This window comes from Catellatospora aurea (assembly GCF_042663325.1).
In the GTDB taxonomy this organism is placed as follows: Bacteria; Actinomycetota; Actinomycetes; order Mycobacteriales; family Micromonosporaceae; genus Catellatospora; species Catellatospora aurea.
This window is the reverse complement of sequence record NZ_JBHTAC010000014.1, coordinates 75946-90093: the sequence shown is the minus strand read 5'-3', so window position 1 is coordinate 90093 and position 14148 is coordinate 75946. Positions and strand designations below refer to the sequence as shown.

At 72.9% G+C, this 14148-nt stretch carries 14 protein-coding genes; 9 read left to right on the top strand and 5 right to left on the bottom strand.

Annotation, left to right across the window (positions count from 1 at the left end; translation table 11 throughout):
• Window positions 1-36: 36 nt before the first annotated feature.
• Together ACFQO7_RS16185 and ACFQO7_RS16180 are read left to right on the top strand one after the other, a co-directional pair.
• Entirely contained in the window at window positions 37-873 is an 837-nt protein-coding gene (locus ACFQO7_RS16185; protein WP_376807092.1) for a GNAT family N-acetyltransferase, read from the top strand.
• Between the two features lie 125 nt (window positions 874-998).
• Window positions 999-1514, top strand: coding sequence for a hypothetical protein (locus ACFQO7_RS16180; RefSeq protein WP_360540966.1), 516 nt, complete (start codon window positions 999-1001; stop codon window positions 1512-1514).
• A gap of 74 nt (window positions 1515-1588) precedes the next feature.
• Here the strand turns inward: ACFQO7_RS16180 and ACFQO7_RS16175 are convergent, their stop codons facing one another.
• Window positions 1589-2809 carry an NAD(P)/FAD-dependent oxidoreductase gene (locus ACFQO7_RS16175; protein ID WP_376807091.1) on the bottom strand — a complete coding sequence of 407 codons (1221 nt, stop codon included), beginning with the start codon at window positions 2807-2809 and terminating at the stop codon, window positions 1589-1591.
• A gap of 128 nt (window positions 2810-2937) precedes the next feature.
• Here ACFQO7_RS16175 and ACFQO7_RS16170 point away from each other — a divergent pair, with 128 nt between their 5' ends.
• From ACFQO7_RS16170 to ACFQO7_RS16140, 7 genes are all read left to right on the top strand, one after another.
• Window positions 2938-4281, top strand: a complete 1344-nt coding sequence (locus tag ACFQO7_RS16170; protein WP_376807090.1) for a glutamine synthetase family protein — start codon at window positions 2938-2940, stop codon at window positions 4279-4281.
• A 2-nt stretch (window positions 4282-4283) separates the two neighbouring features.
• Entirely contained in the window at window positions 4284-5627 is a 1344-nt protein-coding gene (locus ACFQO7_RS16165) for an aldehyde dehydrogenase family protein (protein WP_376807165.1), read from the top strand.
• 96 nt (window positions 5628-5723) lie between these two features.
• Window positions 5724-6488, top strand: coding sequence for a 3-oxoacyl-ACP reductase (locus tag ACFQO7_RS16160; protein ID WP_376807089.1), 765 nt, complete (start codon window positions 5724-5726; stop codon window positions 6486-6488).
• Window positions 6485-7237: a gamma-glutamyl-gamma-aminobutyrate hydrolase family protein gene (locus ACFQO7_RS16155; protein ID WP_376807088.1), complete on the top strand. Its 753-nt coding sequence runs from the start codon at window positions 6485-6487 to the stop codon at window positions 7235-7237. Before ACFQO7_RS16160 ends, ACFQO7_RS16155 begins: the two co-directional genes overlap by 4 nt.
• A 96-nt stretch (window positions 7238-7333) precedes the next feature.
• Window positions 7334-7891 carry a pyridoxamine 5'-phosphate oxidase family protein gene (locus tag ACFQO7_RS16150; RefSeq protein ID WP_360540976.1) on the top strand — a complete coding sequence of 186 codons (558 nt, stop codon included), beginning with the start codon at window positions 7334-7336 and terminating at the stop codon, window positions 7889-7891.
• Window positions 7892-7901: 10 nt separating this feature from the next.
• Complete coding sequence (gene map / locus ACFQO7_RS16145; RefSeq protein ID WP_360540978.1) at window positions 7902-8759, top strand: type I methionyl aminopeptidase; 858 nt, start codon at window positions 7902-7904, stop codon at window positions 8757-8759.
• A gap of 101 nt (window positions 8760-8860) precedes the next feature.
• Complete coding sequence (locus ACFQO7_RS16140; RefSeq protein WP_376807164.1) at window positions 8861-9547, top strand: VIT1/CCC1 transporter family protein; 687 nt, start codon at window positions 8861-8863, stop codon at window positions 9545-9547.
• Between the two features lie 60 nt (window positions 9548-9607).
• On the opposite strand, the gene ACFQO7_RS16135 is transcribed toward ACFQO7_RS16140, so the two are convergent.
• The 4 genes from ACFQO7_RS16135 to ACFQO7_RS16120 form a co-directional block, all read right to left on the bottom strand.
• Entirely contained in the window at window positions 9608-10072 is a 465-nt protein-coding gene (locus ACFQO7_RS16135) for a nitroreductase/quinone reductase family protein (protein WP_376807163.1), read from the bottom strand.
• 131 nt (window positions 10073-10203) lie between these two features.
• Window positions 10204-12870 carry an ABC transporter permease family protein gene (locus tag ACFQO7_RS16130; protein WP_376807087.1) on the bottom strand — a complete coding sequence of 889 codons (2667 nt, stop codon included), beginning with the start codon at window positions 12868-12870 and terminating at the stop codon, window positions 10204-10206.
• On the bottom strand, window positions 12867-13586 hold the full coding sequence (locus ACFQO7_RS16125) for an ABC transporter ATP-binding protein (RefSeq protein WP_376807086.1): 720 nt from the start codon (window positions 13584-13586) through the stop codon (window positions 12867-12869). Before ACFQO7_RS16125 ends, ACFQO7_RS16130 begins: the two co-directional genes overlap by 4 nt.
• Window positions 13583-14146 carry a PadR family transcriptional regulator gene (locus tag ACFQO7_RS16120; RefSeq protein ID WP_376807085.1) on the bottom strand — a complete coding sequence of 188 codons (564 nt, stop codon included), beginning with the start codon at window positions 14144-14146 and terminating at the stop codon, window positions 13583-13585. The genes ACFQO7_RS16125 and ACFQO7_RS16120 overlap by 4 nt, the downstream gene beginning before the upstream one ends.
• Window positions 14147-14148: the final 2 nt, after the last annotated feature.

The following is a 14148-nucleotide window of genomic DNA, read 5'->3' as shown; positions in this document are numbered from 1 at the left end:
ACTGGCGGGCCGCGCGGATCTCATTAGGCTGTGGTCATGCTCACCCTTCCGGTGCGGCAGCTGGCCGAAGCTGACCGCGCCGCAGTGGAACGCCTGCTGGCGGCGTATCCGATCGCGGCGGCGCAGGTGGCTGAGCGGGTGGCGATCCGCGGGCTGGGCTGGCGTGCCGACGGGCGGCTCTACGGCTACGGCAGCCGCCGGCAGCCGGAGGCGGTGCTCTGGTCGGGTGGGCAGGTCTCCCCGGTGGGCGCCGACGCCGCGGCCGTGGCCGCGTTCGCCGAGATGGTCTCCGGCCAGCCGCGGGTGTGCGCGTCGCTGGTGGGGGAGTCCGGGGCGGTGCTCGGCCTGTGGGACCTGCTGCGGCCCGCGTGGGGTCCGGAGCGCACGGTGCGCGCCGATCAGCCGCTGCTCGTCGTGGAGACTCCGCCCGCGGTGGCCGCCGATCCGCTGGTGCGCCAGGTGCGGCCCGACGAGGTCGATCTCGTCTTCCCGGCGTCGGTGGCGATGTACACCGAGGAGGTCGGGGTGTCGCCGCTGGGCGACGACGGCGGACGGGGTTATCGCGGGCGCGTGGCGGAGCTGGTGAAGGCGGGGCGGTCGTACGCCCGGATCGTCGACGGCACGGTGGTGTTCAAGGCCGAGCTGGCGGTGGTGACCCGGCATACCGCGCAGGTGCAGGGGGTCTGGGTGGACCCGTCCTGGCGCGGGCGCGGCTTCGCGATCGCCGGCATGGCGGCCGTGGTGCGCGATGCGCTGCGCCGGGTCGCGCCGACGGTGAGCCTGTACGTCAACGACTTCAACACCCCGGCCCGCCGGGTGTACCAGCGGCTGGGTTTCCGGCAGGTGGGTGCGTTCGCGACCGTCCTGTTCTGACGGTCCGTCCGGCGGCGCGCCACGCCGAAGCCACGACCATTTTCGTGACTTTGCGCACCTAGCTAACTACGTTAAGTAACGATAGTGGCTGACCGATTGTGACGGCCGGCGAGGTGACTACCCCTATGGGGCGGATCGTAAAACAGCTCTCTGACACCACCACGAAGTACTACTGGTATCCCGGAGAGAAGCAGGAGTGGATCCGCGCCGTGGTCGCCGTCGGCACCGGTGGCGCGTCCGCCGCCCTGCTGATGCTGCTGACCCGCAACACCCTCGCCGCGGTGGTCACCGGCTGCGCGGTCACGCTCGCCGTGTCGGGGTTCAACTTCGGCCGACGCGACGCCAAGGCGCTGTCGGGCTTTCCGAACCTCAGCGACAAGGCGGCCCGCCGTGCCGCGATCTCCCACTCCGGGCGGGCGGCCTGGCGGGCGAGCGCGCACGGGGTGGGCGGCGCGGTGGCCGCGATCGTCGTGCTCAACCTGGCCCACCACGGCTGGGTCGCCGACTGGCTGCTGCCCGTCGTGCCCGCCGTGGTCGGCGCGCTGGCCCACCAGACCGGCATGATCTGGGAACAGCTGGCCAGCACCGTCGCGAGCCCCGGCCCCGCCGCCGCGCCAGCCGCGAAACCCTCCACCGAGTGACCTCCCGTTAAGAAGGGCACCTTCCTCTACGTATGGCGATGGGAAGGTGCCCTTCCTTCGGGCAAGGCGGCGGGTCAGCGGCGGAGGGTGTCGAGGGCGCGGGAGGTGGTCCAGTCGCGGTTGGCGGCGGGGGCGCCGAAGCGTTCGGGGAGCAGGGCGTCGAGTTCCCAGCTCGGGGTGCCGGAGGTGATCCACTCGGCGAGGTGGCGGCCGATGCCGCCGGACAGGGCCATGCCGTGCAGGCCGAACCCGGCCGCGATCCACAGGCCGGGCAGCGCGGAGCGCCCCGCCAGCGGGACGCCGTCAGGGGTGAACGCCTCCACCCCGTGCATGATCTTCGCGAGTTTGGTGCGGCGCAGTTCCGGCATGCGGTCGCCGGCCAGCTGCCACAGCGGGGCGAACGCCGCCTCGTCGGGCGCCGCCAGCTCGCGGGCCTTGGCCAGGGGTTCGGCGTCGCCGGCCGGCCAGGCGGGCACGGGGTCGGGCCGGCTGCCGCCGACGATGACGCAACCGTTGGCGGCCCGCAGGTAGAGCGACTGCTCCGGGATCCGGCAGGTGGGGGTGGCGTCCGGGTCGAGCGCGGGGTGCAGGACCTCGCTGACGCCGTACTGGTGCAGGATCGGCACGACCGGCACCACGACGCCGGCCATCGCCCCGACGGCTCCCGCGGCTGCGCCCGCCGCGTTGATCACGAGCGGGGTTTCGATGACGCCGTCGCTGGTGTGCACCGCGCGCACCTGCCCGCCGGTGGTGTCGACGCCGGTGACCCGCACCCCGGTGCGGATGCTCACCCCGTGCGCGACGGCCCCCGCGACCAGCGCGTTCACGAAGTCCTTCGGGCGCACGAAGCCCTCGCCGGGCAGCCAGGCGGCGGCCTGCACGTCGGACAGCTCGAGCCGCGGGACCCGGTTCATGATGGCCGACGCGCCGTGCAGCTCCAGGGGCACGCCCAGCTCGTCGGCGCGGCGGGCCAGCCGGCGCAGCTCGTCGACGTGGGTGTGGCTGAGCGCGAGCCGCAGCCCGCCGACCGGACGCCAGCCGGGATCGTGGCCGGTCTCGGCGCGCAGCATGGCCGCCAGCGCGGGCAGGTATCCGGCCAGCCGCGCATGCCAGCCGGGGCCGTCCGGTCCGCGCATGGAGGTCACGAACCCGGCGGTGTGCCAGGTGCTGCCCTCGGTGAGCTCGTGCTGCTCCAGCAGCACGGTGTCGCGCCACCCGGCCCGGCCGAGGTGGTAGGCCAGGGAGCAGCCGACCACGCCGCCCCCGATGATCACCGCCCGTGCACTCGCTCCCATCTGGTCAGTGGTACCCGCTGCGAACCCCGAACGGAAGGGGTCCGTCACAACTTTGCGTGCCCCGCCACGAGCAGCGATGCATTCGGGTTTGTTGACGTAGGTGGGTGTGGGCGGTAGACCTTGTGTGCATGTGGTCGGTGGAGCGCCTGCGCGCGATGGTGGAGGCGGGCGACATCGACACGGTGTTGCTGGCCATGACGGACATGCAGGGCCGCCTGCAGGGCAAGCGCCTGCACGCGGCGTACTTCCTGGACGAGGTCGTCGGGCACGGCAGCGAGGCGTGCAACTACCTGCTCGCGGTGGATGTGGAGATGACCCCGGTGGACGGGTACGCCGTCTCCGGCTGGTCGCAGGGCTACGGCGACTTCGTGCTGCGGCCCGACCTGGACACGCTGCGCCCGATCCCGTGGCTGCCCGGCACGGTGCTGGTGCTGTGCGACGTGCTGTGGCACGACGAGAGTCCGGTGGTGCAGTCGCCTCGGCAGATCCTGCGGCGGCAGCTGGACCGGCTGGCCGAGCGCGGGCTGACCGCGTACATCGGGACCGAGCTGGAGTTCGTGGTCTACGCCGACACCTACGAGCAGGCGGCGGCCAAGCGTTACCAGGGGCTGACCCCGGCCAACGGCTACAACGTGGACTACTCGCTGCTGGGAACGTCCCGGGTGGAACCCCTGCTGCGGGCGATCCGGCTGGGCATGGCCGGGGCGGGGCTGGCCCCGGAGAGCGCCAAGGGTGAGTGCAACCTGGGCCAGCACGAGATCGCGTTCCGGTACGCCGAGGCGCTGAAGACGGCCGACCAGCACAGCATCTACAAGCACGGGGCCAAGGAGATCGCCGCCGCGCAGGGCATGTCGCTGACGTTCATGGCCAAACCGAACCAGCGCGAGGGCAACTCGTGCCACATCCACTTCTCGCTGCGCGACGCCGACGGCCGGCCGGTGATGGCCGACCACGACCGGTTGAGCCCGCTCGGCGAGCAGGTGCTGGCCGGGCTGCTGGCGACGACGGCCGAGATGAGCGTGCTGTACGCCCCGAACATCAACTCGTACAAGCGCTACCAGGCGGGCTCGTTCGCGCCGACGGCGCTGCGCTGGGGCCGCGACAACCGCACCTGCGCGCTGCGCCTGGTCGGGCACGACCACTCGCTGCGGGTCGAGCACCGCTCGCCGGGCGGGGACGTGAACCCCTACCTGGCGATCGCCGCGCTGGTGGCCGGGGCGCTGCACGGCATGGACCACGAGCTGCCGCTGGAGCCGATGTTCACCGGCAACGCGTACGCCGACCCGTCGGCCGCCCGGATGCCCGCGACGCTGCGCGACGCGCTGCTGCGCTGGGAGTCGAGCGCGGTGGCCCGGGAGGCGTTCGGCGACGAGGTGGTGGAGCACTACGGGCACGCCGCGCACGTGGAACTGGCCGCGTACGACGCCGCGGTGACGGACTGGGAACTGGTGCGGGGGTTCGAGCGGCTGTGAAGATCATCAACCCGGTCACCGAGGAGCTGATCACCTCGGTGGAGCCGGTCGACGCGACCGGAGTGGACACGGCGGTGCGGGCCGCCGCGACGGCGTTCGAGAGCTGGCGGCAGGTCTCCCCGGGCGACCGGGCCCGGCTGCTGCGCCGCTTCGCGGCCGTGGTCGACGCGCACGTCGAGGAGCTGGCGCTGCTGGAGGTGCGCAACGCCGGGCACACCGTCGGCAACGCCCGCTGGGAGGCCGGCAACGTCCGCGACCTGCTCGACTACTACGCGGGCGCGCCGGAGCGGCTGTGCGGGCGGCAGATCCCGGTCGCGGGCGGGGTGGACGTGACGTTCCACGAGCCGCTGGGCGTGGTCGGGGTGATCGTGCCGTGGAACTTCCCGATGCCCATCGCGGCGTGGGGCTTCGCGCCAGCGCTGGCGGCGGGCAACACGGTGATCGTGAAACCGGCCGAGGCCACTCCGCTGACCGCGTTGCGCCTGGCTGAGCTGGCCCTGGAGGCGGGGCTGCCGGAGGGCGTGCTGACCGTCCTGCCGGGCCACGGCGAGGTGACCGGGCACGCGCTGGTGACCCATCCGGGCGTACGCAAGATCTGCTTCACCGGGTCCGTCGAGGTGGGCCGCCAGATCATGGCCGCCTGCGCCGCCGACCTGACCCGGGTGACCCTGGAACTCGGCGGCAAGAGCTCCACCCTGCTGTTCGCCGACGCCGATCTGGACAGGGCCGCCGCGGCGCTGCCCGGGGCCGTGTTCGACAACGCCGGACAGGACTGCTGCGCCCGCTCCCGCCTGCTCATACAGCGCGAGGTGTACGACGATTTCCTGGCCCGGCTGGAGCCGCACGTCGCGGCCTGGCGCTGCGGCGACCCGATGGACCCGGCCACCGGCATGGGCCCGCTGATCACCGCCGAGCAGCGCGCCCGGGTCGCCGGTTACGTGGCCGGCGCGGACGTGCTGATGCGCGGCGACGCGCCCGCCGGGGCCGGTTTCTGGCACCCCGCGACGGTGCTGGCGGCGCGCGACCCCGCTGAGCGGCATTGGCGCGAGGAGGTGTTCGGGCCGGTGCTGTCCGTGCTGCCCTTCGACGGCGAGGACGAGGCGCTGCGGCTGGCCAACGACACCGAGTACGGCCTGTCCGGGTCCATCTGGACCCGGGACGTGGGCCGCGCGCTGCGGCTGGCCCGGGGCGTCGAGGCGGGCGTGCTCAGCGTCAACTCGCACTCCTCGGTGCGCTACTGGACCCCGTTCGGCGGGGCCAAGCAGTCCGGGCTGGGCCGCGAGCTGGGGCCGGACGCCCCACTGGCGTTCACCGAAACGAAGAACGTCTTCATCTCCACCGAGTGAAAAACCAGCGGTGCCCCGCCCGCATCCCGCACGCTGTAAGCACGGGTCGCGGGCGCCACCGGTCATCGGACAGCGAAAGGCAGGCAGAGGCAGGGCATGGGGCGGTTGCAGGACCGGGTGGCGGTCATCAGCGGGGCGGCCAGCGGCATCGGCGCGGCCACGGCGCGGCGGTTCGCGTCCGAGGGCGCGTACGTCGTCGCCGTCGACCTCGCCGAGGAGGCGGGCAAGAAGATCGCCGAGGAGGTCGGCGGCGAGTTCGTACAGTGCGACGTCGCCGACTCCGAGCAGGTGCGCGAGCTGTTCGACGGTGTGGCGGCCCGCCGCGGCCGGGTCGACATCGCGTTCAACAACGCGGGCATCTCCCCGCCCGACGACGACTCGATCCTCGACACCGGGCTCGACGCCTGGGAGCGGGTGCTGCGGGTCAATACCACCAGCGTCTACCTGTGCTGCAAGTACGCCCTGCCGCACATGCTCGCCCAGGGCAAGGGCTCGATCATCAACACGGCCAGCTTCGTCGCCCTGATGGGCGCGGCCACCAGTCAGATCGCTTACACCGCCAGCAAGGGCGGGGTGCTCGCGATGAGCCGTGAGCTGGGCGTGCAGTTCGCCCGGCAGGGGGTGCGCGTCAACGCGCTGTGCCCCGGCCCGGTCGCCACTCCGCTGCTGATGGAGCTGTTCGCGAAGGATCCGGAACGGGCCGCTCGCCGACTCGTCCATGTGCCGATGGGCCGGTTCGCCGAGCCCGCCGAAATCGCCGCGGCGGTAGCGTTTCTCGCCAGCGACGACTCCTCATTCATCACCGCCTCCCAGTTCGTCGTGGACGGGGGCATTACCGGGGCCTATGTGACGCCGTTGTGAGCGATGTGACCAGACCGTTGATCGGTATCACCACCTATGTGGAAACCGCCCGATTCCTCGTGCACGACACCCGCACCGCGCTGGTGCCCTGGGCCTATGTGGAGCAGGTGACCCAGGCCGGCGGGCGGCCCGTGCTGGTGCCCCCGCAGCCCGACGGCGGCGTGGAGGTCCTCGACGGGCTCGACGGCCTGATCGTGGCGGGCGGGGCCGACGTGGAGCCGGCCCGCTACGGCGAGACGCCGCACCCGAAGGTGTACACCAGCCCGCTGCGCGACGCGGGCGAGTTGCCGCTGGTGCGCGTCGCCCTGAAGACCGGCCTGCCGCTGCTCGGCGTGTGCCGGGGCATGCAGGTGATGACCGTGGCCGGCGGCGGGCGGCTGCACCAGCACCTGCCCGACGTGCCGGGCACGGGTCAGCACTCCACGACCGGGCCGACGAAGGTGTACGCCGAGCACCCCGTGAACTTCGCCACCGGCTCGCGGCTGCGGGAGCTGTACGGGCCGGAGGCGGTCGTGAACTCGTACCACCACCAGGCCGTCAAGGACCCGGGGCGGCTGGTGCCGACGGGCTGGTGCACGACCGACGACATGATCGAGGCGGTCGAGCACCCGGATCACCCGTTCGCGGTCGGCGTGCAGTGGCACCCGGAGGACATGGCGACCAACGCGCTGTTCCTGGCACTGGTCAACGCGGCCGTCCAGGTGCGGCACGCCCGCGCCAACCGCGCGGAGTTCTTCGCGACCGTCTGACCCTCATCCGGCGTCACGCTCCGCTCGGGGCGTGACGCCGTCCCGCCAGGTGGCGACGGGGCGGCGGTGTGCAAGAGAGCGGGGTAGCGTCGCGGCATGGGCAAGGTGTACGAGCTGATCGACGACCGGATCCGTGACTTCCTGCTGGCGCAGCGGGTCTTCTTCGTGGCGACCGCGCCGTCCGACCCGGATGGCCACGTCAACGTCTCCCCCAAGGGCCTGACCGACTCGTTCGCGGTGCTCGGCCCGCACCAGGTGGCCTACTACGAGTACGGCGGCTCGGGCATCGAGACCATGGCGCACCTGCGCGACAACGGCCGCATCGTGCTGATGGTGTGCGCGTTCGACGGGCCGCCCAAGATCTACCGCCTGCACGGGCAGGGCGAGGCGGTGCTCGCCGAGGACCCGCGCGCCGCCGAGCTGATCGCGCGGTTCCCCGCCCCGCCGCACGTGGGCCTGCGCAGCATCGTCGTGATCGACGTCACCCGGGTGTCCGACTCCTGCGGCTACGGCGTGCCGCTGATGTCGTACGAGGGCGACCGCGACCTGCTCGTCCAGTTCTGGGACCACAAGACGCCCGAACAGCGCGAGCACTACCGGGCGACCCGCAACGCGCACAGCATCGACGGAGCCCCCGTCTTCGCCGAGCGCTAGAGTTCAGGGCATGAACGGCCGCGCGACGCTGACCCCAGGCAAGCTCTCCCCGTGGCGGGAGGTGCCCGCCCACATCCCCCGTCCCGAGTACGTCGGCCGCAAGCAGCCGAAGCGCTGGGACGGTCCGCTCACCCAGGACGCCGAGTCCATCGAGAAGATGCGGGTCGCCGGGCGGATCGCGGCGCAGGCCGTGCAGCTCGCGGGGGAGCACGCCAAGCCCGGGGTCACCACCGACGAGATCGACCGGCTGGTGCACGAGTTCCTGCTCGACCACGACGCGTATCCGTCGACGCTGGGCTACAAGGGCTTCCCCAAGTCCTGCTGCACCAGCCTGAACGAGGTCATCTGCCACGGCATCCCGGACTCGACGGTGATCGAGGACGGCGACATCATCAACGTCGACGTGACGGCGTTCAAGGACGGGGTGCACGGCGACACCGACGCGACCTTCTGCGTCGGCGACGTGGCCGAGGAGGCCCGGCTGCTGGTCGAGCGCACCCACGAGGCGATGATGCGGGGCATCAAGGCGGTCGCGCCGGGCCGCCCGATCAACGTGATCGGCCGGGTCATCGAGTCGTACGCCAAGCGCTTCGGCTACGGCGTGGTGCGCGACTTCGGCGGGCACGGCATCGGCCAGTCCTTCCACAGCGGACTGTTCGTGCCGCACTACGACAACCCGAACGCCGACACCATCATGGTGCCGGGCATGACGTTCACCATCGAGCCCATGATCACGCTCGGCTCCATCGCGTACGAGACCTGGCGCGACACCTGGACCGTGGTCACCAAGGACCGCCGCTGGACCGCCCAGTTCGAGCACACGCTGGTGGTCACCGAGTCCGGCGCGGACATCCTGACGCTGCCGTGAACCCCGACAAGCCCGACCCCGCCGTGACCGCCGAGAGCGGCGCACGCGCGGCCGGGCCCGTGCCGCCCGACGGCGGTCCCCGGCCCGAGGCCGTCAAGCCGATCGACCACGAGCACGCCGACGTCTCCGGCGGCTGGCTGCGCGCGGCGACGTTCGGCGCGATGGACGGGCTGGTCACCAACATCGGCCTGATCGCGGGCGTGGGCGGCGCCGGGGTCAGCGCGCACACCGTCGTGCTCACCGGCGTGGCCGGACTGGTCGCCGGGGCCATCTCGATGGGGCTCGGCGAGTACGCCAGCGTGCGCACCGCCAACGAGCAGATCGAGGCCGAGGTCGCCAAGGAGCGCCGCGAGCTGCGGCACAACCCGGCCGCCGAGGCAGCCGAGCTGGCCCAGCGCTGGATCGACCGGGGCATCTCGCCGGACCTGGCCCGGCAGCTCGCCGAGGACCTGCGCGCCCAGCCCGACGAGGCGCTGCGCATGCACGTACGCGAGGAACTCGGCATCGACCCGGACAGCAACCCGAGCCCGTGGACGGCGGCGATCTCGTCGTTCGTCTGCTTCTCGGTCGGCGCGCTGATCCCGCTGCTCAGCTACCTGTTCGGCAGCGAGTCTCTGTGGCTGGCGCTGGGCATCGGCGGCCTTGGCCTGTTCGTCGTCGGGGCGCTGACCGCCCGCTTCACCCGCCGCCGCTGGTGGTCCGCCGGCCTGCGCCAGCTCCTGCTCGGCGCGGCCGCCGCCGGCGCCACCTACCTCATCGGCGCCGCCATCGGCGTCAACACCGCCTGACGGGCAAAGCAAGGGCACCTTCTTAACGCTCCGCGTTATAGAAGGTGCCCTTCTTGACGCTCAGCGCGGGACGAGGCTGAAGATCCGGATCACCCGGTTCGAGGCGCGTTCCTGGTAGGTCTGGTAGGCGGGCCAGACGGTCAGCAGCATCCGCCACAGGCGGTCGCGTTCGTCGCCCTCGGCCAGTGACCCGCGGACCGGGATCTCCCGGCCGCCCAGCGTCACCACGGCGTCCGGGGTGGCGAGCAGGTTCGTCGACCAGGCCGGGTGCCCCTGCTGGCCCCAGTTCGAGCCGATGACCACGTAGTTGTCGCCGTCGCGGACGTACACCAGGGGCTGGGTGCGGGGCTGGCCCGACTTGCGGCCCGTGGTGGTCAGGATCAGCGTGGGCAGCAGGCCCAGTGCCACGACCCGGCCCTTGGTCAGCTTGGCGACGGCGCGATCGGCCGGGACGAGGAACCTGCCCATGCGGGCGAACCAGCGGCGGTGGCCCAGGTAGCGGGCGAGGCGGGGGAGCATCGGCACAGTGTGCCGCAAGCGGCCGCCACTGAAAAGTCTTCACGTCTGGGCGCGGCCGACCGGCTCAGCCGCCACGAGGCGTGAGGAAGGGCACCTTCCACAACGCGGAGCGATGTGAAGGTGCCCTTCCTTTGCCCTTACAGGCGGCGTTCGATGGGGAGGCGGGAGCGGGTGAGCAGGCCAGCGGCAGCCATCGCCACGAGCGGGACGGCGAGCACGATGGCGATGGTGTCCCAGGGCATGACCATCCGCATCGGGACGTCGCCGATGCGGATGCGGTCGCCCGCGTTCATGGCGAAGATCAGCACGGCTGCGGTGCCCGCGCCGGCCAGCACCCCGAGCAGTGCGCCCAGCCCGGAGATGACCCCGGACTGGCTCAGCGACAGCAGCCGCCGCACCCGCGGGCCGGCCCCGACCGCGCCCAGGGTGGCCAGGTCGGCGCGGCCGTCCGCGGCGGCCAGGCCGGTGGCGATGCCCGCCGCGCCGAGCGCGACCAGCGCCGCCACCACCCCGAGGATCCAGATCACCGGCTCCTCGCGGTACTGCGCACCCAGCTCGATGTCCACGTTGAGGTTGTCGGCCACCGCGTGCACGGCGGCCCTGAGGCGCTCGGACTCGGCCGGGGAGGGGATGTGCCCGACAGCCGCGAGCACCGTGTCGCGGCGCAGGCCGAGGCCCAGCCGTTCGGCCAGCGCGGGCGTGGTTACCGCGAACGCGGCCGTCTGCGTGCCGCTGGGCAGCGCCGCGCCGGGCACCGTCACCGGCGTGCCGCGTACGCCCTCCTGCTGGTCCTTCCAATCGGTCACGAACACCGTCACCATGCCGTCGTCCAGGTATTTGGGGTCGGCGACCACGATGCCGCCCGCCGCCAGGACCTGCCGGGCCGGTGCCAGGTCTGCCGAGGGCGCGCTGCTGAGCGCGGCCAGGGCGGCCACGTCGTCGACGACCGCGAACTGCATCGAACCGATGCCCATCTGGTACGCGCAACGGGGGTCTTCGCGAGCGGCCCGGTCCCGTTCCTCCGGTGTGGTGTTCGGGTCCTCGGAGGCCGGGCAGCGTTGCGCCGGTGGCACCTCGAGCTGGGGCGAGCAGTAGTGCTCCTTGGCCCGGTCGGCGCAGACGACCGACTGCAGCACGTGCGGTTGCGCACCGGGCAGTGCCTGGCGGACCGCGTCGGAGATCCGGGCGACGTCCGGTTCGGGAGCGCTGTTCTCGGCCATCTGCTGGACCAGCACGTTGCCGACCGGCAGCCGCGGGTCGTAGCTCTCGTACGCCTGCTGCTGCTCGCTGCCGAGGAACGCCCCGATCGCGACCGCCCCGGCGACCGCGGCCATCACGGCCGAGATGGCGGGTGCGGCGGAGCCGCGGTTGCGGGCGGTGTCGCGCAGCGCGATGCGCGGCGCGAGCGGCAGCCACCGCCCGGTGCGGGCGATGAGCCCGACCAGCGACGGGGTGAGCAGCACCAGGCCGAGTTCGCCGAGCACCAGGCCGGCCATGATGGCGGTGGTGCCTGCCATCCCGGCCCCGGCGACGGCGATCGCCGCGCCCACGGCGACCAGGATCAGGCCGAGGGTGATCCAGCGCTTGCGGGAGCGGGTCACGCCCCGGCGTCCGGCGAGCACGGTGACCACGCTCTGCCGTGCGGCGGTGAACGCGGGCACCATCGCGGCCGCGAGCCCCGCGCCGACCGCGAGCAGCACGATGCCGGCCTGCGCGGCGGGGAGGAAGCGCAAGCCCCCGGCGCGGGCCCGGACCAGGTACTGCTCGAACAGCGGGAGGGTCAGCACCGCGGTGCCGATGCCGATGGCGACGGCGGCGACCGCGGCGGCGAGGCCGAGCACCACTCCGTCGGCCAGCACGATGCGCCGCAGGTGGGCCGGGGTTCCGCCGGCGGCCGCGACCAGCGCGAGGTCTCGGCTGCGCCGGCGCGCGCCGACCGCGAAGGCCGGTCCGGCCAGCAGCACGATCTCCAGCATGATCAGCACGACGACGATCGCGCCGAGGGCGATCTCTTCGGGGCCACTGCCGCCCTGCTGGACGTAGTCGTTCGGCACGGTGGGCGGGTCTAGGGCGACGGCGCGGCTCTTGACGAGGATGCCGCGCTGGTTGAGCTGCTGCACGTCGGCCCAGAGCAGGGGCGCGGGGGTGTCGACCACCCAGCGCACCGACGCGGGCAGGACGCCCGGCCGGAAGACGACGGTCTCATGCAGCGAACTCGGGAACTCGACGATCGCGGTGACGGTGTACGTGTACTCGGGCCTCGCCGTGCGGATGGTGCCGCCGACGCCCACGCCGAGCCGGTCGGCCAGCCCTTCGTTGAGCGCGACCTCGTCGTCGCGGGTCGGCGGGGAGCCGTCCAGCAGCTCGACGAAGCCGGACAGTTGCGAGGAGGCCAGGTCCACGCCCCGGGCGCTGACGCCGCCGATGCCACCCGGGGTGTGCACGTCGACTCCACCTTCGGTGATCTGGCCGACCGTCGAGCCCGCGGGAAGCACCGCGAGCAGGTCGGCCGCGCTCGGCTCCGACTCGCGAGGCCCGCCGGTGGAGGAGTACCCGTCGCCGAGCGGGGCCTGCGTGATCGGACCGTCGCTGATCCATTCGACCTGGGCGTCGTACTGCCCGATCTGGCGGGTCAGCTCCTCGACCGGGGTCAGCCGGTGCATGTCGTACGCGGCCGCGACGAACGACATCATCGCGATCGGCAGCCCGATCATGGCGATGACGAGTGCGGAGCGGCCACGGGAGCGCAGCGCCTCCCGGCGCGCCATGCGCAGCGCCGGGGCCCAGCCCCGCAGCCACCTCATGACGCGGTCTCCAGCAGCTGCTCGGGCTGGGTCAGCGGGCCGGACGCGTCGACGATCCGGCCGTCGCGCAGGAAGATTACCCGGTCGGCCCAGGCGGCGTGCCGGGCCTCGTGGGTGACCAGGACCGCCGCCGCCCCCGCGTCGACGCGGGCCCGCAGCAGCCGCAGCACCGCCTCGCCGGTCACCGAGTCCAGGGCGCCGGTCGGCTCGTCGGCCAGCACCAGGCGGCGCTGCCCGACCAGGGCGCGGGCGATGGCGACGCGCTGCTGCTGGCCACCGGACATCTCGTCGGGGAAGCGGTCGGCGTACCCGTCGAGCTCCACTTCGGACAGTGCCGCCTCGGCCGGCGGGCGGGCCTTGCGGGCCGAGACGCCCTCCAGCTCCAGCGGCAGCGCCACGTTCTCCGCGGCGGTGAGGCTGGGCAGCAGGTTCAGCGCCTGGAAGACGTACCCGACGCTGCGGCGGCGCAGCCCGGCCAGCTCCCGGCGGCGCAGCGTGGACAGGGCCACGCCCTCGACCAGCACCTCGCCCGTGTCCGGGGCGTCGAGCCCGCCGGCCAGGTTGAGCAGGGTCGACTTGCCGGAGCCGGACGGGCCCATGACGGCCACCAGCTCCCCGGCCAGCACGTCGAGGGTCACTCCGGCCAGGGCGTGCACGGCCGCCTCGCCGGTGCCGTGGGTGCGGTGCACGTCGCGCAGTTGCAGGACGGCGGTCATTGCCGGGCCTCCCGTGGGGTGTCGTCGTGTGACGGCAGCGGTGCGGCGGCGGGCTTCTCGTAGCGCACCAGGGCCGTCTCGCAGTGGTCGAGCCAGCGCAGCTCGGCCTCGGATTGGAAGATCATCGCTTCGAGCACGAGCCGCCAGGGCAGCTCGGCGTCGGTGCGCTTGAGCCGGGTGTACTCCTGCAGCGCGCGCATCGTCGCGCTGCGCTGGGTCTGCACCACCGCCTGCACGTCGATGCCGGGGGTGGTGATGGCGAGCGCGAGCTTGATGGCCAGCTCGTCGCGGGGACGGTCGGCGCGGGCGATCGGGGTGGCGAACCAGAGCGCGAGCTCGGTGCGGCCCTCCCCGGTGATCTCGTACGGGCGCTGCCCCCCATCGTTCTCCGGCAGCGCGCGCACGAGGCCGTCGCGTTCGAGGCGGTTGAGGGTGGTGTAGACCTGGCCGATGTTGAGCGGCCAGGTGGAGCCGGTGGAGTCTTCGAATTCGGCGCGCAGCTGGTAGCCGTAGCGGGGGCCGCGTTCGAGCAGGGCGAGCAAACCATGCCGGATGGACATGG